Annotated in this window: 15 protein-coding genes and 5 tRNA genes; 19 read left to right on the forward strand and 1 reads right to left on the reverse strand. The window is 63.9% G+C overall.

Features of this window, described 5'->3' with window-relative positions; all coding sequences use genetic code 11:
- Positions 1–19 precede the first annotated feature (19 nt).
- From U6958_RS04225 to U6958_RS04315, 19 genes are all read left to right on the forward strand, one after another.
- Positions 20–105, forward strand: a tRNA-Tyr gene (locus tag U6958_RS04225).
- Between the two features lie 55 nt (positions 106–160).
- Positions 161–234, forward strand: a tRNA-Gly gene (locus U6958_RS04230).
- A gap of 43 nt (positions 235–277) precedes the next feature.
- Positions 278–352, forward strand: a tRNA-Thr gene (locus U6958_RS04235).
- Between the two features lie 78 nt (positions 353–430).
- Positions 431–1,621 (forward strand): elongation factor Tu, encoded by a 1,191-nt coding sequence (tuf, locus tag U6958_RS04240; RefSeq protein WP_016448514.1) that lies wholly within the window; start codon positions 431–433, stop codon positions 1,619–1,621.
- Between the two features lie 9 nt (positions 1,622–1,630).
- Positions 1,631–1,706 (forward strand) — tRNA-Trp (locus tag U6958_RS04245).
- Between the two features lie 86 nt (positions 1,707–1,792).
- Positions 1,793–2,176 (forward strand): preprotein translocase subunit SecE, encoded by a 384-nt coding sequence (gene secE / locus U6958_RS04250; protein ID WP_012202436.1) that lies wholly within the window; start codon positions 1,793–1,795, stop codon positions 2,174–2,176.
- The gene (gene nusG / locus U6958_RS04255; RefSeq protein WP_016450388.1) at positions 2,176–2,760 is read left to right on the forward strand and encodes a transcription termination/antitermination protein NusG; all 585 of its coding nucleotides are present in this window, start codon (positions 2,176–2,178) and stop codon (positions 2,758–2,760) included. Before secE ends, nusG begins: the two co-directional genes overlap by 1 nt.
- Positions 2,761–2,900: 140 nt before the next feature.
- On the forward strand, positions 2,901–3,332 hold the full coding sequence (rplK, locus tag U6958_RS04260; RefSeq protein ID WP_012202438.1) for a 50S ribosomal protein L11: 432 nt from the start codon (positions 2,901–2,903) through the stop codon (positions 3,330–3,332).
- Entirely contained in the window at positions 3,333–4,028 is a 696-nt protein-coding gene (rplA, locus tag U6958_RS04265) for a 50S ribosomal protein L1 (protein ID WP_016450389.1), read from the forward strand. It begins immediately after the preceding gene.
- A 226-nt stretch (positions 4,029–4,254) separates the two neighbouring features.
- Positions 4,255–4,782, forward strand: coding sequence for a 50S ribosomal protein L10 (gene rplJ / locus U6958_RS04270; RefSeq protein WP_016450390.1), 528 nt, complete (start codon positions 4,255–4,257; stop codon positions 4,780–4,782).
- Positions 4,783–4,819: 37 nt separating this feature from the next.
- Positions 4,820–5,197 carry a 50S ribosomal protein L7/L12 gene (gene rplL / locus U6958_RS04275; RefSeq protein WP_012202441.1) on the forward strand — a complete coding sequence of 126 codons (378 nt, stop codon included), beginning with the start codon at positions 4,820–4,822 and terminating at the stop codon, positions 5,195–5,197.
- Positions 5,198–5,474: 277 nt separating this feature from the next.
- Entirely contained in the window at positions 5,475–9,587 is a 4,113-nt protein-coding gene (rpoB, locus tag U6958_RS04280; protein WP_016450391.1) for a DNA-directed RNA polymerase subunit beta, read from the forward strand.
- Between the two features lie 23 nt (positions 9,588–9,610).
- Positions 9,611–13,840: a DNA-directed RNA polymerase subunit beta' gene (gene rpoC, locus U6958_RS04285; protein WP_016450392.1), complete on the forward strand. Its 4,230-nt coding sequence runs from the start codon at positions 9,611–9,613 to the stop codon at positions 13,838–13,840.
- Between the two features lie 255 nt (positions 13,841–14,095).
- Entirely contained in the window at positions 14,096–14,725 is a 630-nt protein-coding gene (locus tag U6958_RS04290; RefSeq protein ID WP_074922631.1) for a LemA protein, read from the forward strand.
- A complete protein-coding gene (gene rsmB / locus U6958_RS04295) occupies positions 14,722–16,119 on the forward strand; it encodes a 16S rRNA (cytosine(967)-C(5))-methyltransferase RsmB (protein ID WP_043792219.1) in 1,398 nt (465 codons plus the stop codon). The genes U6958_RS04290 and rsmB overlap by 4 nt, the downstream gene beginning before the upstream one ends.
- Positions 16,064–16,747, forward strand: coding sequence for a DUF4390 domain-containing protein (locus tag U6958_RS04300; RefSeq protein WP_244160489.1), 684 nt, complete (start codon positions 16,064–16,066; stop codon positions 16,745–16,747). Before rsmB ends, U6958_RS04300 begins: the two co-directional genes overlap by 56 nt.
- A complete protein-coding gene (locus U6958_RS04305) occupies positions 16,744–19,086 on the forward strand; it encodes an ATP-binding protein (RefSeq protein WP_016450396.1) in 2,343 nt (780 codons plus the stop codon). Before U6958_RS04300 ends, U6958_RS04305 begins: the two co-directional genes overlap by 4 nt.
- A gap of 42 nt (positions 19,087–19,128) precedes the next feature.
- Positions 19,129–19,803, forward strand: a complete 675-nt coding sequence (locus U6958_RS04310) for a response regulator (RefSeq protein ID WP_016450397.1) — start codon at positions 19,129–19,131, stop codon at positions 19,801–19,803.
- A gap of 66 nt (positions 19,804–19,869) precedes the next feature.
- Positions 19,870–19,945: transfer RNA gene (locus U6958_RS04315), tRNA-Phe, on the forward strand.
- 103 nt (positions 19,946–20,048) lie between these two features.
- On the opposite strand, the gene U6958_RS04320 is transcribed toward U6958_RS04315, so the two are convergent.
- Complete coding sequence (locus tag U6958_RS04320) at positions 20,049–20,378, reverse strand: cupin domain-containing protein (protein ID WP_074922636.1); 330 nt, start codon at positions 20,376–20,378, stop codon at positions 20,049–20,051.
- Positions 20,379–20,487 lie beyond the last annotated feature (109 nt).

Here is a 20,487-nt window from a genome sequence, read left to right on the forward strand (position 1 = left end):
CTAGAATTCAAATCTCTTCGGAGGGGTGCCCGAGTGGCTAAAGGGGGCAGACTGTAAATCTGTTGGCTTACGCCTACACTGGTTCGAATCCAGTCCCCTCCACCAGTAATGGTGAAGAAGAGAAGTCATCTGAAAAGGTGGCAGCGTGCAGTCAATCTGTGCGGGAGTAGTTCAATGGTAGAACCCTAGCCTTCCAAGCTAATGACGCGGGTTCGATTCCCGTCTCCCGCTCCAGTTTGCTAGCAAAGTTTTTTGAGGTTGCTTCGGCGGCTTCAAGGCCCATGTGGCTCAGTGGTAGAGCACTCCCTTGGTAAGGGAGAGGTCGGCAGTTCGATCCTGCCCATGGGCACCATTCTCTCTGGTGCGCTCGCTAGATGGGGTTGCGCCAAATCCTGTTGTAGTGATTTAGATTTTTTTCGGAGTCGGAAAAATGGCTAAAGAAAAATTCGAGCGTACCAAGCCCCACGTCAACGTGGGCACCATCGGTCACGTGGACCACGGCAAGACGACCCTGACGGCTGCCATCGCCACCGTTCTGTCCAAGAAGTTCGGCGGCGAAGCCAAGGCTTACGACCAGATCGACGCAGCACCTGAAGAAAAGGCCCGCGGCATCACGATCAACACCGCCCACGTCGAGTACGAAACGGCCAACCGCCACTACGCTCACGTTGACTGCCCCGGCCACGCCGACTACGTCAAGAACATGATCACCGGCGCTGCTCAGATGGACGGCGCTATCCTGGTGTGCTCGGCCGCTGACGGCCCGATGCCCCAGACCCGCGAGCACATCCTGCTGGCTCGTCAGGTGGGAGTGCCCTACATCATCGTGTTCCTGAACAAGTGCGACATGGTGGACGACGAAGAGCTGCTGGAGCTGGTCGAAATGGAAGTGCGCGAGCTGCTGGCCAAGTACGACTTCCCCGGCGACGACACCCCCATCATCCGCGGCTCGGCCAAGCTGGCCCTGGAAGGTGACGCAAGCGACAAGGGCGAGCCCGCCATCCTGCGTCTGGCTGAAGCCCTGGACACCTACATCCCCACGCCCGAGCGCGCTGTGGACGGTGCCTTCGCAATGCCCGTGGAAGACGTGTTCTCGATCTCCGGCCGTGGCACCGTGGTGACCGGTCGCGTTGAGCGCGGCATCATCAAGGTCGGCGAAGAAATCGAAATCGTCGGTATCCGCGACACCCAGAAGACCATCGTCACCGGCGTGGAAATGTTCCGCAAGCTGCTGGACCAAGGCCAGGCTGGCGACAACGTGGGCCTGCTGCTGCGCGGCACCAAGCGTGAAGACGTGGAACGCGGCCAAGTGCTGTGCAAGCCCGGCTCCATCAAGCCCCACACCCACTTCACGGCTGAGGTGTACGTGCTGTCCAAGGACGAAGGTGGTCGCCACACTCCGTTCTTCAACAACTACCGTCCCCAGTTCTATTTCCGCACGACCGACGTGACCGGCTCCATCGAGCTGCCCGCCGACAAGGAAATGGTGATGCCTGGCGATAACGTGTCGATCACCGTCAAGCTGATCGCCCCCATCGCCATGGAAGAAGGTCTGCGCTTCGCTATCCGCGAAGGCGGCCGTACCGTGGGCGCTGGCGTGGTTGCCAAGATCATTGCCTAACTGATTCGTAGGGGTATAGCTCAATTGGCAGAGCGTCGGTCTCCAAAACCGAAGGTTGTAGGTTCGATTCCTACTGCCCCTGCCACCTGATGGTGGAATCGCAACGAGCCCGCCCCAAAGCGGGCTTCGGTGTCTTGGCGTTGCGCAAAAAATGCGCATTAGAAATGGATTATGGCCACTACTCAGGTTGAAACGGTCAGCTCCGGAGCTGACAAAGCCAAGCTTGCCGCAGTCGCGGCTTTAGTCGTTGCTGCGATCGCAGGTTTCTATCTGCTGAGCAAGCAAGGTCCCATCGTTCAGTGGCTGGTGCTGCTGGTCGGTCTGGCTGCGGCTGCTGGCACGTTCCTTGTTTCCGAGCCCGGAAAGCGTTTCGTCAGCTTTGCGCAGGATGCCTGGCGCGAAGTCAAGAAGGTCGTCTGGCCGACGCGCAAGGAGACCATGCAGATGACCTTGTACGTCTTCGGCTTTGTGGTCATCATGGCCTTGTTCCTGTGGTTCACGGACAAGACGCTGGAGTGGGTCCTGTATGACCTGATTTTGGGCTGGAGGAAGTAATGGATGCTGTCGAAACAGGTGTGAACGACGGAGGGGCAACGCCTGCCAATCCGGATCTGCGCTGGTACATCGTCCATGCCTACTCCGGCATGGAAAAGGCCGTGGAGCGCAACATCATCGAGCGCATCGCGCGTTCGGACATGCAGTCCAAGTTCGGCCGCATCCTGGTTCCCACCGAGGAAGTGGTGGAGATGAAGAACGGCCAGCGCCGTACCACCGAGCGCCGCTTGTTCCCTGGCTACGTGTTCGTCGAGATGGTCATGGACGACGACACCTGGCACCTGGTCAAGCACACCAGCAAGGTGACGGGTTTCGTGGGTGGTGCCAAGAACCGCCCAGCACCGATCTCCGAAGAGGAAGTGCGCAAGATCGTCAGCCAGATGCAGGAAGGCACGGACAAGCCGCGCCACAAGATCGAATTCATGCCCGGCGAACTGGTGCGTGTCAAGGAAGGTCCGTTCACGGACTTCAATGGCTCGGTCGAAGAGGTCAACTACGAAAAGAGCCGCCTGCGCGTCTCGGTGATGATCTTCGGTCGCTCTACGCCGGTCGAGCTTGAATTTGCTCAGGTTGAAAAAACCTGAGTTACCGCTTACAATCTCTGGCTCTGCATTTTTAGGCTCGGTGCAGGGCGTGTCAGCAAGAGTCTTTTAACCCCCGGGGAGCTGCCGGCTGCAACTATTGTTGGTTGGGCCGGCGGCGCTATACCCGCAAGGAGCATTCAATGGCGAAGAAAATCGTCGGCTTCATCAAGCTGCAAGTGCCAGCTGGTAAGGCCAATCCCTCTCCTCCGATCGGTCCTGCGCTGGGTCAGCGCGGCCTCAACATCATGGAATTCTGCAAGGCGTTCAACGCCCAGACCCAAGGTGTCGAGCCCGGCCTGCCCCTGCCCGTGGTCATCACGGCCTTTGCCGACAAGAGCTTCACCTTCATCATCAAGACGCCTCCGGCGACTGTGCTGATCAAGAAGGCCATCAAGCTGGACAAAGGCTCCTCCAACCCCCTGAAGAACAAGGTCGGCAAGATCACCCGCGCTCAGCTGGAAGAGATCGCCAACACCAAGCTGAAGGACATGAACGCTGCTGACGTCGACGCCGCCGTGCGTACGCTGGCTGGTTCGGCCCGTTCGATGGGCGTGATTGTGGAGGGTGTGTAAATGGCCAAGTTGACCAAGAAGCAAAAGGCTCTCCAGGGCAAGGTGGAGTCCACCAAGCTGTACGCTTTCGCCGACGCCGTGGCGCTGGTGAAGGAAGCCGCCACCGCCAAGTTCGATGAATCCATCGACGTGGCCGTGCAACTGGGCGTGGACGCCAAGAAGTCTGACCAAGTGGTTCGTGGCGCCGTCGTGCTGCCCCACGGCACTGGCAAGACCGCCCGCGTGGCCGTGTTCGCCCAAGGCGCCAAGGCTGAAGAAGCCAAGGCTGCCGGCGCCGACGTGGTCGGCATGGACGACCTGGCTGCCCGCGTGAAGGCTGGCGACATGCCCTTCGACGTGGTCATCGCTGCCCCCGACGCCATGCGCGTCGTCGGTACGCTGGGTCAGATCCTGGGCCCGCGCGGCCTGATGCCCAACCCCAAGGTGGGTACGGTGACTCCCGATGTGGCCACGGCCGTGAAGAACGCCAAGGCTGGTCAGGTGCAATACCGCGTCGACAAGGCCGGCATCATCCACGCCACCATCGGCCGCCGCTCGTTCGACAACGAGAAGCTGCAAGGCAACCTGGCTGCGCTGATCGACGCCCTGAACAAGTCCAAGCCCGCCTCGAGCAAGGGCCTGTACCTGCGCAAGGTGGCTGTTTCGTCGACCATGGGTGTGGGCGTTCGCGTCGACACGCAAACCATCTCGGCCTGATAGCCAAGAAATCTTGAGGCGGCTTGCGGGCTGCCTCAGTGGTGGGCCGGCGCAGCGATGCGCCGGGTCATCCAAGACCGTTGGTGTGCCTTGCGGCACTTAAACCTCAGGGGCCAACGCAGATGGCGATCCCGCTGCAGATGGATGCATTTCCAAAACAGTTGGTCGCTGCAACAAGAGCGCGCATGAGGGGCCTGCCCCGAGTGTGCATTTGAAGGAGTAGACCTTGAGTCTTAATCGCAGTGAGAAAGAAGCGGTCATCAATGAAGTGACCAGCCTCGCCGCAAAAGCTCAAACGCTTGTGATCGCGGAATACCGCGGCATCACGGTCGCCGACATGACCAAACTGCGCGTTGACGCCCGCAGCAAGGGTGTGAGCCTGAGCGTGTTGAAGAACACGCTGGCCCGCCGTGCTGTGGCTGGCAGCCAGTTCGACGTTGTCGCCGACCAGATGACCGGCCCTCTGATCTATGGCTTCTCTGAAGACGCAGTGGCTGCCGCCAAGGTGGTGGCCGACTTCGCGAAAACCAACGACAAGCTGGTGATCCGCGGTGGTGCGTTTGCAGGCAAGGCCCTGGACGTGAACGGTGTGAAGCAACTGGCGAACATCCCCTCGAAGGAAGTTCTGCTGGCACAACTGTGTGGCTTGCTGATGTCGCCTATCTCGCGTACGGCCGTTGTGCTGGGCGCCCTGGCGGCAAAGAAGAGCGAAGGCTCTGCCGAAGAACCGGCAGCCGAAGCAGTCGCAGCCTGAGCGCGCGGCAGTTAACCAATATTGTTAGGAAATCAAAATGGCATTCGATAAAGACGCATTTCTGACCGCGCTCGACGGCATGACGGTCCTGGAACTCAATGACCTGGTGAAGGCCATTGAAGAGAAGTTCGGCGTGAGCGCTGCCGCCATGGCCGCTCCCGCTGCTGGTGGCGCTGCTGGCGGCGCTGCTGCTGCAGAAGAAAAGACCGAGTTCAACGTTGTGCTGACCGAAGCCGGCGCGAACAAGGTTTCCGTCATCAAGGCCGTGCGTGAAATCACCGGCCTGGGTCTGAAGGAAGCCAAGGACCTGGTCGACGGCGCTCCCAAGAACGTCAAGGAAGGCGTTGCCAAGGCTGACGCTGAAGCCGCTGTGAAGAAGCTGGTGGAAGCCGGTGCCAAGGCTGAACTGAAGTAATTCAGTCCCCTCAAGGGCTGGAGGCTCCGAAAAAGGGCCTCCAGCCTTTGGCGCTTGTGGAGAGCGTATCCATAGAGCACACTAGAAAGCGGTCTGGAGCAGCCTGTTTTCTAGTGTCTTCTGACAACCCGACAGCAGAAGATGCCTTGGTTCGGGCGATGTGCAACGCATCGCCGTCAGCCATGGTTGGTAGTGGCCAACCGCCAAGCCCGCAGGGAGCTTTCCATGTGGGGCAGTCGTCGCAGACCCAGGACTCATGTCTTTGCCCGGAGATCTCATGGCCTATTCTTACACCGAACGCAAGCGAATCCGCAAAAGCTTCGGGAGCCGCGACAGCGTGCTCGAAGTGCCTTACCTGCTGCAGATGCAAAAAGATGCATATACCGCATTCTTGCAGGCAGATGTAGCCCCCAAAAAACGCACCATCGAAGGCCTGCAAGCGGCCTTCAACTCTGCCTTCCCCATCGTCTCCCACAACGGTTTTGTGGAGATGAAGTTCGTCGAGTACAACCTCGCCAAGCCTGCTTTCGATGTGCGCGAGTGCCAGACCCGTGGTCTGACCTTCGCCTCTGCCGTGCGCGCCAAGGTTCAGCTGATCATCTATGACCGTGAGTCTTCGACCTCGCAGTCCAAGGTGGTCAAGGAAGTCAAGGAGCAAGAGGTCTACATGGGCGAAGTGCCCCTGATGACCGACAAGGGCTCGTTCATCATCAACGGCACCGAGCGCGTCATCGTCTCGCAGCTGCACCGCTCGCCTGGCGTGTTCTTCGAACACGACAAGGGCAAGACCCACAGCTCGGGCAAGCTGCTGTTCTCGGCACGCATCATTCCTTACCGCGGCTCGTGGCTGGACTTCGAGTTCGACCCCAAGGACCTGCTGTTCTTCCGCGTCGACCGTCGTCGCAAGATGCCCGTGTCCATTCTGCTGAAGGCCATCGGCCTGACGCCGGAATCGATCCTGGCCAATTTCTTCGTCAACGACAACTTCCGCCTCATGGATTCGGGCGCGCAGATGGAGTTCGTCCCCGAGCGCCTGCGCGGCGAGGTCGCGCGCTTCGACATCACCGACAAGTCGGGCAAGGTCGTGGTCGCCAAGGACAAGCGCGTCACTGCTCGCCACACGCGTGAGCTGGAGCAGTCGGGCACCAAGTTCATCAGCGTCCCCGAAGATTTCCTGATCGGCCGCGTGGTCGCCAAGAACATCGTCGATCCGGACACTGGCGAGATCATCGCCAAGGCCAACGAAGAGCTGACCGAGTCCCTGCTCAAGAAGCTGCGCAGCGCCGGCATCCAGGATCTGCAGTGCATCTACACGAACGAGCTGGACCAGGGCGCCTACATTTCGCAGACCCTGCGCACCGACGAAACCGTCGATGAGTTCGCTGCGCGCGTGGCCATCTACCGCATGATGCGCCCCGGCGAGCCGCCGACCGAGGACGCCGTGCAGGCCCTGTTCCAGCGCCTGTTCTACAACCCCGACACCTACGATCTTTCGCGCGTGGGCCGGATGAAGTTCAACGCCAAGGTCGGCCGCGATGGCGCCACCGGCCCCATGGTGCTGTCCAACGAGGACATCCTGGCCGTGGTCAAGATCCTGGTGGATCTGCGCAACGGCAAGGGCGAGGTCGATGACATCGACCACCTGGGCAACCGCCGCGTGCGTTGCGTGGGCGAACTGGCCGAGAACCAGTACCGCACGGGCCTGGCACGTATCGAGAAGGCCGTGAAGGAGCGTCTGGGTCAGGCCGAGCAAGAGCCGCTGATGCCCCATGACCTGATCAACAGCAAGCCGATTTCGGCCGCCCTGAAGGAATTCTTCGGTGCGTCGCAGCTGTCGCAGTTCATGGACCAGACCAATCCTCTGGCCGAAATCACGCACAAGCGTCGCGTCTCGGCCCTGGGCCCGGGCGGTCTGACGCGCGAGCGCGCAGGCTTCGAAGTGCGCGACGTGCACGTGACCCACTACGGCCGCGTCTGCCCTATCGAAACGCCTGAAGGCCCCAACATCGGCCTGATCAATTCGCTGGCCCTGTACGCCCGCCTGAACGAGTACGGCTTCATCGAGACGCCTTACCGTCGCGTGGCCGACGGCAAGGTCACGATGGAGATCGATTACCTGTCGGCCATCGAGGAAGGCAAGTACATCATCGCCCAGGCCAATGCCGAGCTGGATGCCGAAGGCCGCCTGATCGGCGACCTGGTGTCGGCGCGCGAAAAGGGTGATTCGACCCTGGTGTCGGCCGAGCGCGTTCAGTACATGGACGTGTCGCCCGCACAGATCGTGTCGGTGGCTGCCTCGCTGATTCCGTTCCTGGAGCACGATGACGCGAACCGCGCATTGATGGGCGCCAACATGTCGCGTCAGGCCGTGCCTGTGCTGCGTCCCGAAAAGCCCATGGTGGGCACGGGCATCGAGCGCGTGGCGGCAGTGGACTCCGGCACCGTGGTGACGGCAACCCGCGGCGGTATCGTGGACTATGTCGATGCAACGCGCATCGTGGTCCGCGTGAACGATGCGGAAGCCGTGGCCGGCGAAGTCGGCGTGGACATCTACAACCTCATCAAGTACCAGCGTTCCAACCAGAACACCAACATCCACCAGCGTCCCATCGTCAAGCGTGGCGACAAGCTGGCCAAGGGTGACGTGGTGGCCGACGGCGCATCGACCGACCTGGGCGAAATCGCCATCGGTCAGAACATGCTGATCGCCTTCATGCCCTGGAACGGCTACAACTTCGAGGATTCGATCCTGATCAACGAGCGCGTGGTGGCCGAAGACCGCTACACCTCGATCCATATCGAAGAACTCGTGGTGATGGCCCGCGACACCAAGCTCGGTGCCGAGGAAATCACGCGCGACATCCCGAACCTGTCCGAGCAGCAGCTCAACCGCCTGGACGAGTCCGGCATCATCTACGTGGGTGCGGAAGTACAGCCCGGCGATGTGCTGGTCGGCAAGGTCACGCCCAAGGGCGAGACCACGCTGACGCCTGAAGAGAAGCTGCTGCGCGCCATCTTCGGCGAGAAGGCTTCCGACGTGAAGGACACCTCGCTGCGCGTGGACCAGGGCTCGCAAGGCACCGTGATCGACGTGCAGGTCTTCACCCGTGAAGGCATCCAGCGCGACAAGCGTGCCCAGCAGATCATCGACGATGAACTCAAGCGCTACCGCCTGGACCTGAACGACCAGCTGCGCATCGTCGAGGCCGACGCCTTCGACCGTATCGAGAAGCTGCTCAATGGCCGCGTGGCCAACGGCGGCCCGCAAAAGCTGGCCAAGGGCGCCAAGATCGACAAGGCCTACCTGGACGGCGTGGAGAAGTTCCACTGGTTCGACATCCGTCCTGCAGAGGACGAGGTCGCCACCCAGCTCGAGTCCATCAAGAACTCGCTGGAGCAGACGCGCCACAGCTTCGACCTGGCTTTCGAAGAAAAGCGCAAGAAGCTCACCCAGGGCGACGAGCTGCCCGCTGGCGTGCTCAAGATGGTCAAGGTCTACCTGGCCGTCAAGCGCCGCCTGCAGCCCGGCGACAAGATGGCCGGCCGCCACGGCAACAAGGGCGTGGTCTCCAAGATCGTTCCGGTCGAGGACATGCCCTACATGGCCGACGGCTCCACTGCCGACATCGTGCTGAACCCGCTGGGCGTGCCTTCGCGCATGAACATCGGCCAGGTGCTGGAAGTGCATCTGGGCTGGGCCGGTAAGGGCCTGGGCCAGCGCATCGGCGACATGCTGCAGCAGGAAGCCCGTGCCGCCGAAATCCGTGCCTTCATGGAAGAGATCTACAACTCGCGCGGCCGCAAGGAAGACCTGGCCCAGCTCGATGACAACGAGATCGTGTCCATGGCGCAGGCGCTGACCACGGGCGTGCCGTTTGCCACGCCGGTGTTCGACGGCGCTTCCGAGCAGGAAATCCAGGACATGCTGCATCTGGCATATCCGGAAGAGCTGAAGGAGCGCAAGGGCCTGACCGAAAGCCGCACGCAGGCCTACCTGTATGACGGCCGCACCGGTGACCGCTTCGAGCGTCCGACCACCATCGGCTACATGCACTACCTGAAGCTGCACCACTTGGTCGACGACAAGATGCACGCCCGCTCCACGGGTCCGTACTCTCTGGTGACGCAGCAGCCTCTGGGCGGCAAGGCCCAGTTCGGCGGCCAGCGTTTCGGGGAAATGGAAGTGTGGGCGCTGGAAGCCTACGGCGCGGCCTATGTGCTGCAGGAAATGCTGACCGTGAAGTCCGACGACGTGGTGGGCCGTACCAAGGTGTACGAATCCATCGTCAAGGGCGAGCACGCCATCGAGGCAGGCATGCCCGAGTCGTTCAACGTGCTGGTCAAGGAAATCCGCTCCCTGGGCCTCGACATCGAGCTTGAGCGTTCTTAAATATTGAAAAGGGAAAGAGTCTTATGAAATCTCTACTCGACCTGTTCAAGCAATTCACGCCCGATGAGCATTTCGATGCCATCAAGATCGGCCTGGCTTCTCCCGAGAAGATCCGTTCCTGGTCCTTCGGCGAGGTGAAGAAGCCCGAGACCATCAACTACCGCACGTTCAAGCCCGAGCGCGATGGTCTGTTCTGCGCCAAGATCTTTGGCCCCATCAAGGACTACGAGTGCCTGTGCGGCAAGTACAAGCGCCTCAAGCACCGCGGCGTGATCTGCGAGAAGTGCGGCGTCGAAGTGACCCAGACCAAGGTGCGCCGCGAGCGCATGGGCCACATCGACCTGGCTGCGCCCTGCGCCCACATCTGGTTCCTGAAGTCGCTGCCGTCGCGTCTGGGCCTGGTGCTCGACATGACGCTGCGCGACATCGAGCGCGTGCTGTACTTCGAAGCCTACGTGGTGACCGACCCCGGCATGACCCCGCTGAAGAAGTTCAGCATCATGACCGAGGACGACTACGAGGCCAAGCGCACCGAGTACGGTGACGAGTTCGAAGCCAAGATGGGCGCCGAAGGCATCAAGGACCTGCTCGAAGGCATCGACATCGACGTCGAGACCGAGCGCCTGCGCGGCGACCTGACCGGCTCCGAAGTCAAGGTCAAGAAGAACGCCAAGCGCCTGAAGCTGCTGGAAGCGTTCAAGAAGTCCGGCATCAAGCCGGGCTGGATGGTCATGGAAGTGCTGCCCGTGCTGCCCCCGGACCTGCGTCCGCTGGTGCCGCTGGACGGCGGCCGCTTCGCAACGTCCGACCTGAACGACCTGTATCGCCGCGTCATCAACCGCAACTCGCGTCTGCGCCGCCTGCTGGAGCTGAAGGCTCCGGAAATCATCGCGCGCAACGAAAAGCGCATGCTGCAGGAAGCAGTGGACTCGCTGCTGGACAACGGCCGCCGTGGCAAGGCCATGACGGGCGCCAACAAGCGTGCCCTGAAGTCGCTGGCCGACATGATCAAGGGCAAGAGCGGCCGTTTCCGCCAGAACTTGCTGGGCAAGCGCGTGGACTACTCGGGCCGTTCCGTGATCACGGTGGGTCCGTACCTCAAGCTGCACCAGTGCGGTCTGCCCAAGCTGATGGCGCTGGAACTGTTCAAGCCCTTCATCTTCGCGCAGCTCGAGCAGCGCGGCATCGCCACCACCATCAAGGCGGCGAAGAAGGAAGTGGAATCCGGCACGCCCGTGGTGTGGGACATCCTCGAAGAGGTCATCAAGGAGCACCCGGTCATGCTGAACCGTGCTCCCACGCTGCACCGCCTGGGCATCCAGGCCTTCGAGCCCATCCTGATCGAAGGCAAGGCCATCCAGCTGCACCCGCTCGTCTGCGCGGCCTTCAACGCCGACTTCGACGGTGACCAGATGGCCGTCCACGTTCCGCTGTCGGTGGAAGCACAGATGGAAGCCCGCACGCTGATGCTGGCCTCCAACAACGTGCTGTTCCCCGCATCGGGCGAGCCCTCCATCGTTCCTTCGCAGGACGTGGTGCTGGGTCTGTACCACGCGACGCGCGAGCGCATCAACGGCAAGGGCGAGGGCATGGTCTTCGCCGACATCGGCGAAGTGCAGCGCGCGCTGGACGCCGAGCAGGTCGAGCTGGCCGCCAAGATCAGCGTTCGCCTGACCGAGTGGACGAAGAACAAGGACTCCGGCGAGTTCGAGCCTTCGACCAGCCTGGTGGAAACCACCGTGGGCCGCGCCCTGATGTCCGAGATCCTTCCCAAGGGCCTGCCGTTCAGCCACATGAACAAGGCGCTCAAGAAGAAGGAGATCTCCAAGCTCATCAATGCCTCGTTCCGCAAGTGCGGTCTGAAGGCCACGGTGGTGTTTGCCGACAAGCTGCTGCAAAACGGCTTCCGCCTGTCCACGCACGCCGGCATCTCGATCGCCATCGGCGACATGCTGGTGCCGCCGCAAAAGGCCGAGATCATCGGCCGTGCCGAAGCCGAGGTGAAGGAGATCGAACAGCAGTACGTCTCCGGTCTCGTGACCGCTGGCGAGCGCTACAACAAGGTGGTGGACATCTGGGGCAAGGCCGGCGACGAAGTCTCCAAGGTCATGATGGCCCAGCTGGCCAAGGAAAAGGTCATCGACCGCCACGGCAACGAAGTCGAGCAGGAATCGTTCAACGCCATCTACATGATGGCCGACTCCGGCGCCCGCGGCTCGGCCGCGCAGATCCGCCAGCTGGCCGGCATGCGTGGCCTGATGGCCAAGCCTGACGGCTCCATCATCGAGACGCCCATTACGGCGAACTTCCGTGAAGGCCTGAACGTTCTGCAGTACTTCATCTCCACCCACGGCGCCCGAAAGGGTCTGGCCGACACGGCGTTGAAGACGGCCAACTCCGGCTACCTGACGCGTCGTCTGGTGGACGTGACGCAGGATCTGGTGGTCAACGAGGACGATTGCGGCACGAGCAATGGCGCACTGATGCGCGCCATCGTCGAAGGCGGTGAAGTCATCGAATCGCTGCGCGACCGCGTGCTGGGCCGTACCACGGCCGAGGACGTCGTGCATCCCGAGACGCTGGCCGTGCTGCTGCCCGCAGGCACGCTGCTCAACGAAGACGTGATCGACGAGCTGGAATCGCAAGGCGTGGACGAGATCAAGGTCCGCACCGCGCTGACCTGCGAGACCCGCTACGGCCTGTGCGCCAAGTGCTACGGCCGCGACCTGGGCCGCGGCGGCCTGATCAACCTCGGCGAAGCCGTGGGTGTGATCGCCGCCCAGTCCATCGGCGAGCCCGGCACGCAGCTGACCATGCGTACCTTCCACATCGGTGGTGCCGCTTCGCGCGCTGCCATCGCCTCGAGCGTGGAAGCCAAGTCCAACGGCTCCATCAGCTTCAACAGCACGATGCGCTACGTCAGCAACACCAAGGGTGAGCTGGTCGTGATTTCGCGTTCGGGCGAAATCGTCATCAGCGACAACGGCCGCGAGCGTGAGCGCCACAAGGTGCCCTACGGTGCCGTGCTGACCGTCAGGCCCGACCAGCAGGTCAAGGCCGGTCTGATCCTGGCCAACTGGGATCCGCTGACCCGACCCATCATTACCGAGTACGCCGGCCAGGTGCGCTTCGAGAATGTGGAAGAGGGCCTGACCGTGGCCAAGCAGGTCGATGAAGTGACCGGTCTGTCCACGCTGGTGGTGATCGATCCCAAGCGCCGTGGCTCTGCCAAGGTCGTGCGTCCCCAGGTCAAGCTGATCGATGCCAACAACCAGGAAGTCAAGATCCCCGGCACCGACCACTCGGTGACGATCGGCTTCCAGGTCGGCGCTCTGATCCAGGTGCGTGACGGCCAGGACGTGGGCCCCGGCGAAGTGCTGGCCCGTATCCCTGTCGAAGGCCAGAAGACCCGAGACATTACCGGCGGTCTGCCCCGCGTGGCCGAGCTGTTCGAAGCCCGTACGCCCAAGGACAAGGGCACGCTGGCCGAGATGACCGGCACCATCTCCTTCGGCAAGGAAACCAAGGGCAAGGTGCGCATGCAGATCACCGATCTGGATGGCAAGGTCTGGGAAGAGCTCGTGCCCAAGGAAAAGAACATCCTGGTGCACGAAGGCCAGGTGGTCAACAAGGGTGAGTCCATCGTCGACGGCCCGGCCGATCCGCAGGACATCCTGCGCCTGCTGGGCATCGAGGAGCTGTCGCGCTACATCGTCGATGAAGTGCAGGACGTCTACCGCCTGCAGGGTGTGAAGATCAACGACAAGCACATCGAGGTGATCGTTCGCCAGATGCTGCGCCGCGTCGTGGTCGAGAACACCGGCGACTCGACCTACATCGCTGGCGAGCAGGTCGAGCGTTCGGAGATCCTCAATACCAACGAGGCGCTGCAGCGCGAAGGCAAGATCCCTGCCACGTACTCCAACGTGCTGCTGGGTATTACCAAGGCATCGCTGTCGACCGACTCCTTCATCTCTGCCGCGTCGTTCCAGGAAACGACCCGCGTGCTCACCGAGGCTGCCATCATGGGCAAGCGCGACGAGCTGCGTGGCCTGAAGGAAAACGTCATCGTGGGTCGCCTGATCCCCGCTGGTACGGGTCTGGCATACCACCAGGCGCGCAAGGCCAAGGACGCCATGGACGACGCAGAGCGCCGCGCCATCGCCGACGCCGAAGCGGCCGAACTGGCCGGTGTGATGGCTGACGACGACGCTGGCGTGGCTGCCGTCGCCGGTGACGCTTCCGCTGACTGATAGGCGGTGTCACCCCCTGAGCGGCTGTGCCGCTTCCCCCTCTCTCGCTACGCGGGAGGGGGACGACGCCCTCGCTGCGGGGGCGGCCCTTGCTCGGCGTCCCTCTTGTTGGGACATGCTGTCTCCTAGAGCAGTGCATGGCGCAAGTGCTTGATGATGTGACGCTCCCGGCCTGCCCTGCGCAGGCGGGAGCGTTTTTCTTTGGGAATAACCAGAGTTCGGCCGGACCAGCTTCCGGCCGGGCCATTGCAGACGATGTGGTCCTTGTCTCTTGAATGGATGCTGCTGGCACTGCTGGTGTTCTGGGCCGTCGGCGCATACAACCGGCTGGCCCGGCTGCGCAGCGGCTGCGTGCAGCAGTTCGGTACGCTCGATGCATACCTGGGCCAGTGGCATGCCATGCTGCAGGCCTTCGAGGCACAGCCCAAGGGCGAAGGCCAAAGCCCCGCCCTTGTGCATGCCCAGGCCGCGCTGCACCAGACCGCCGCGCAGTTGCAGACGGCGCTGGTCGATGCCCGTGGCCGGCCGCTGCGCGAGAGCGCGCTGGCCTCGCTGGAGCATGCCTGCTCGGCGCTGGAGGTGGCCTGGCAGGCCATGACCAAGGTCGCCGTTGACACCGGCGCCGGCGCCGCTGGCACTGGCACTGCGCCATCAGATGCCCCGTCGCCGGACCCCGATCCGCTGCAGCCCTGGCAGCAGCGCTGGACCGAGCACCAGGTGCGCAACCGCCTGGGACTGCAGCAATTCAACGCCGCGGCCGAGCGCTACAACGCCGCCATCGCGCAATATCCGGCAAGGCTGCTGGCCTGGCTGCTGGGCTTTCGCCCGGTGCGCAGCCTGCTGGTCGAACCTGCGCCCAGCAAGGTGCAGGAAAGTGGAACATGAACCAACGCACGCATTCTTCCCCGCGCCGCGCTGCGGCGCCCTCGCAGGCGCATGCCGTACCGGCCGCACCTCCTCTTTGGCAGCAGCTCGACGCCGTCGCCCAATGCCTGCAGGCCGTGCTCGAAGGCCAGTCCAGCCGCAGCGTGCTGGCGCGTGTGCCGCAGCCGCTGCGTCCCGGCGTGCAGGCCCTGCTGTTCCAGGTGCTGCGCCAGCTGGGCCGCGCCCAGGCGCTGCAAAAGCAGCTGGCCTCGCGCAACCCGCCGCCGCGCGTCAGCGCATTGCTGAACACCGCCCTGGCCCTGGCCTGGGATGAATCTCGCGCGCCATACCCGCCGTTCACCCTGGTCAACCAGGCCGTGGAAGCGGCCAAGCAGGGGCCGACTCGCGCGCAGTCCGGCTTTGTCAACGCCTGCCTGCGCCGCTTTCTGCGCGAGCGCGATGCCCTGGTTGCCGCCACCGAAGCCCAGCCGCAGGCGGTCTGGAACCATCCCGCCTGGTGGATTGCCCGCCTGCGCAAGGACCATCCCGATCACTGGCAGGCCATCCTGCAGGCCAACAACGAGCAGCCGCCGATGACGCTGCGCGTCAATCGCCAAAGGGCAGACCGCGCGCAGTACCAGGCGGCGCTGCAGGCCATGGACGTGCCATCGCTTGCCGTGGCCGACAGCGGCCTGCAACTGCAGCAGGCCTTGCCCGTGCAATCCCTGCCGGGCTTCGACCAGGGCCTGGCCTCCGTGCAGGATGCGGCGGCGCAACTGGCCGCACCGCTGCTGCTGCAAGGGCTGGAGCAGCCCGCCGGCCGAGCGTTGCGGGTACTTGATGCCTGCGCCGCCCCCGGTGGCAAGACGGCCCACCTGCTGGAATACGCAGCGCCGCAGACCCTGCAGGTCACGGCGCTGGAGATAGACGCCGAGCGCGCCGCGCGCATCGAGGACACGCTGGGAAGGCTGCAGTTGCAGGCGCAAGTGGTCGTGGCCGATGCGTCCCAGCCTGCGCAGTGGTTCGAGGCGCAATGCGGTGGCCAGCTGTTCGACGCCATCTTGCTGGACGCGCCCTGCACGGCCTCGGGCATCGTGCGGCGCCAGCCCGACGTGCGCTGGCTGCGCCGCGAAAGCGATGTGCACCAGCTGGCCCAGATCCAGTCCAGGCTGCTCGACACCCTGTGGCCCCTGCTGCAGCCTGGCGGGCGCCTGCTGTACTGCACCTGCTCGGTCTTCAGGCAAGAGGGCGAGGCACAGGTTCAAGCGTTTGTTGCACGCAACAGTGAGGCGCGAACACTGCCGGCGCCGGGGCATTTAATCCCGGGCAAGGACTACAAAGCCGGCATGCTGGCTGACAATGCTTTGGGTGACCACGACGGCTTCTTCTACGCCTTGCTGCAAAAGACGCGCTGACCCCCGTCCCCGGACCAGGTCGCCAGCCTGGCTGCGCCTGCTGGCGCGGCTGGCCGGGGCACTTGTGCTGGCCGCCGTGCTGGCCGGCCTGGGCCTGCAGGCCAGGGCCGATGCGCTGACCGCCGAGATCGGATCCATGCAGCTCGAGCGCTCCGACGATGGTCTGCTGCTGTCCGCCAATCTCCAGTTCGAGTTGCCCTACCAGATCGACGACGCGCTGCGCCAGGGCATTCCCATGTACTTCGTGGCCGAGGCCCAGGTCCAGCGTGAGCGCTGGTACTGGTCCGATCAGCAACTGGCCACCGCCAGCCGCCACTACCGCCTCAGCCACCAGCCGCTGACACGCCGCTGGCGCCTGCACATCTCCAATACCCCCTTCTCCAGCGCCGGGCTGGGGCTGGCCCTGGGCCAGACCTTCGAGACCCTGGAAGATGCGCTGTCCTCCATGCGGCGCATCTCGCGCTGGAAAATCATGGACACGGCACCCATGCAGTCGGGTGTCTCGGTGCAGCTGCGCTTTCGCATCGACCTGTCCCAGCTGCCAAGGCCGTTGCAGATCGGTGCGCTGGGCCGCTCGGGCTGGAACCTGCAGCTGTCGCGCGCCCAGATGCTGGAAGACGCGCCATGAACCGGGACACCGACGCCGACGAACGCATGGCCCTGCCGGCTTCGGCCGGCCTGTCGCGCGGCACGCGCTGGGCCGTGGGCGTGGGCGCCGGTCTCATGGGGCTGGTCGGCGTGCTGCTGCTGTTCCTGCTGACCCTGGCCACCAACAACCGGCTGGACTACGAGCGCAACTACAACTGGCTGTTCGCCGCCAACGTGGTCGTGGCCGGCCTGCTGCTGGCCATCCTGGTCTGGGGCGGCATCCGCCTGGCCATACGCCTGCAGCGGGGGCGCTTCGGCAGCCGCCTGCTGCTCAAGCTGGCCGGCATCTTCACGCTGGTGGGACTGGTGCCGGGCCTGCTGATCTACATCGTTTCCTACCAGTTCGTCTCGCGCTCCATCGAGAGCTGGTTCGACGTGCAGGTCGAGGGTGCGCTGTCGGCAGGCGTGAGCCTGGCCAGTTCCACGCTGGAGACCGTGGCCAACGACATGGCCAACAACACGCGCACCGCAGGCGCCCAGCTGTCCCAGGTCTCCGATGCGGGCGCCGCGCTGATCCTGGAGCGCGTGCGCGACCAGTTGGGTGCCACCGATGTCGTGCTGTGGAGCGCCTCCGAAATCGCCGTCGTGGGTCCGGCGCCGGTGCCGCGCAGTGGCGAGCTGGCTGGCTTGCGCGCGGTTGCCAGCGCAGGCCAGTCGCGCTTCAACCTGCAGCCCGAACGCCCCAGCGCGCAAATGCTGCGCTCGCTGCGCGAGCAGCGCGCCGTGGCCAGCATCGAAGGACTGGACGACGACGGCACGGCCCAGCCGGGTGCCACAGCGCCGAATGCCCAGGTCCGCACGCTGGCCGTGGTTCCCAACCCCAGCGTGGGACTGCTGACCGAGCCGCGTTATTTGCAGGCCACCATTGCGCTGCCGCAGGCGCTGGTGACCAACGCCCTTGCCGTGCAGGCCGCCAACCGCGAATACCAGGAACGCGCGCTGGCACGCGGCGGCCTGCAGCGCATGTACATAGGCACGCTCACGCTCAGCCTGTTCCTGGCGGTCTTCGGCGCCGTGGTGCTGGCCATCGTGCTGGGCAACCAGCTGGCCAGGCCGCTGCTGCTGCTGGCCCAGGGCATGCGCGACGTGGCGCGCGGCGACCTGCGGCCCAAGCCGGCGCTGCAGACGCGCGACGAGATCGGCGGGCTCACGCGCTCCTTTGCGCTCATGACCCAGCAACTGGCCGACGCGCGCGCCGAGGCCAACCGCAGCATGGGCCAGCTCGATGCCGCACGCGGCAACCTGCAGACCATCCTCGACAACCTCACATCGGGCGTCATCGTGCTGGACGCGCGGGGCGCCATCGTCCTGAGCAATCCCGGGGCCACGCGCATACTGCGCGCGCCCATGGCCGTCCATGAAGGACGGGCGCTGTCCCAGGTGCCGGGGCTGGAGCAGTTCGGCGAAGTCGTGCAGGAGCAGTTCGCGCTCTTCCTGGGCGAGCAGGGGCGCGATCGCTGGCAACTGGTGCATGAGCTGCATGCCTCCACCGATGGCGGCGTCATCCAGCACACCACCACCCTGGTCATGCGCGGTGCGGAACTGCCCGATGCGCAGCGGCTGCTGGTCTTCGACGACATCTCCGAGATCGTCTCGGCCCAGCGCGCCCAGGCCTGGGGCGAGGTCGCGCGCCGCGTGGCCCATGAGATCAAGAACCCGCTCACGCCCATCCAGCTGTCGGCCGAGCGCATGGCCATGCGGCTGACCGACAAGCTGCAGCCGGCTGACCAGGCGCTGCTGGCCAAGTCCGTCAAGACCATCGTCGATCAGGTCGGCGCCATGAAGCGCCTGGTCGATGAATTCCGCGACTACGCGCGCCTGCCTGCCGCCAATCTGCAGTCGCTGGACCTCAACGCGCTGGTGACCGACGTGCTGCAGCTGTACGGTGAAGAGAACGCCGAAGTGCGCGTGGAGTGTGTGCTGGACCCGCAATGCCCGCCGATTTCCGGCGATGGCCAGCAACTGCGCCAGGTCATTCACAATCTTTTGCAGAATGCCCAGGACGCCACGGCCCAGCGTGCGCAGGAAAGCGGCCAGCCCCCCGGCCCCGTGACCATAGAGACGCGCTGGAATGAGTCCACGCGCCGCGTGCGCCTGAGCATCAGCGACAGCGGCACGGGCTTCGCGGCCAACATCCTTCAACGGGCCTTCGAGCCCTATGTCACGACCAAGGCGCGGGGCACCGGACTGGGCCTGGCCGTGGTCAAGAAAATCGCAGACGAGCATGGCGCCCGCATCGACCTGGGCAACAGGGACGACGGCGGGGTGATTCAAGGTGCGCAAGTGTCGCTATCATTTGCGCCTGAGCGTACAGGATAGGCCTGACGCCCCCCCGCGCCTCAGCACATAGGCTTAAGACACATGGCAAACATACTGGTGGTCGACGACGAACTGGGGATCCGGGATTTGTTGTCGGAAATCCTCAACGACGAAGGTCATAGTGTGGACGTGGCCGAGAACGCCGGCCAGGCGCGCACGGCGCGCGCCTCCAACACCTACGACCTCGTGCTGCTCGACATCTGGATGCCCGACACCGATGGCGTATCGCTGCTCAAGGAATGGGCCTCGGCGGGCCAGCTGACCATGCCGGTCATCATGATGAGCGGCCACGCCACCATCGAGACGGCGGTGGAGGCCACGCGCATCGGTGCGCTGTCCTTCCTGGAAAAGCCCATCACCATGCAGAAGCTGCTCAAGGCGGTGGAGCAGGGGCTGGCGCGCAATGCCGCCAGCCAGGCGCCGGCTGCAGCACCTGCCGCAGTGGCCGAGCCTGCCGACATCGCAGCCGTCGTCACGCCTGCGGCCAGCCGTGTGCCGGTGGACAACAACGTGCCGCATGCACACCAGGGTTTCGATCTGGACCGCCCCCTGCGCGAGGCGCGCGACGGTTTCGAGAAGGCCTACTTCGAGTTCCACCTGGCGCGCGAAGGCGGCTCCATGACCCGCGTGGCCGAGAAGACCGGCCTGGAGCGCACCCACCTGTACCGCAAGCTGCGCCAGCTGGGCGTGGACCTGGGCCGCAACAAGCGCGGATAGACTTTTTGAAGGAATTTTGGCTTTTTCGTTTTTGGGTCAAAAAATCCTGCATATAATCTAGTTCTCGGCCCGGTAGCTCAGTCGGTAGAGCAGAGGATTGAAAATCCTTGTGTCGGCGGTTCGATTCCGTCCCAGGCCACCAGATACAGTGAAAAAGATTACGGACTGCTTCGCAAGAAGCAGTCCGTTTTTCTTTGTGCCTCAGGCAATGCGTGATCCTGCCTGTGCGGCGGCTGCGGCCGCCTTCAGTCGTTCGCGCCCGCAATCGTCACCAGCAGCACGCAGCCCTGGTCGCCGCGCGCGTGCACATCGTGCAGCTCGCCGGCAGGCACCAGCACCACCGAGCCGGCCACCAGCCGCAGGCTTGCCAGGCGCGTGGCAATGCCGGCCTCGCCCGCCAGGCAGTGGATGGTGGCCTCGCCGGGGACCTGATGGCAGGGCAGGGCATGGCCGGGCGGTAGCACCAGGCGCAGCAGCTGCAGCTTCGGCGTTCGGATCAGGCTGGTGCTGATGGGCATGCCGTCGCGGGCGTGCAGGGCGATGACCTCCAGTGGCTTTGCGTGTTCGAGTGCCATGCTTGGCTCCTGCTTGATGTGGGTCAGAAGGTGGTGCCGCAGCGGCCCCGCCCGCGCGCCTGAAGATGTACGCTGAATACATCTTATGCAGGCGCACGGCGGGCCGGAA

The organism is Delftia lacustris, from assembly GCF_040267515.1.
Taxonomy (GTDB): Bacteria; Pseudomonadota; Gammaproteobacteria; order Burkholderiales; family Burkholderiaceae_C; genus Comamonas; species Comamonas tsuruhatensis.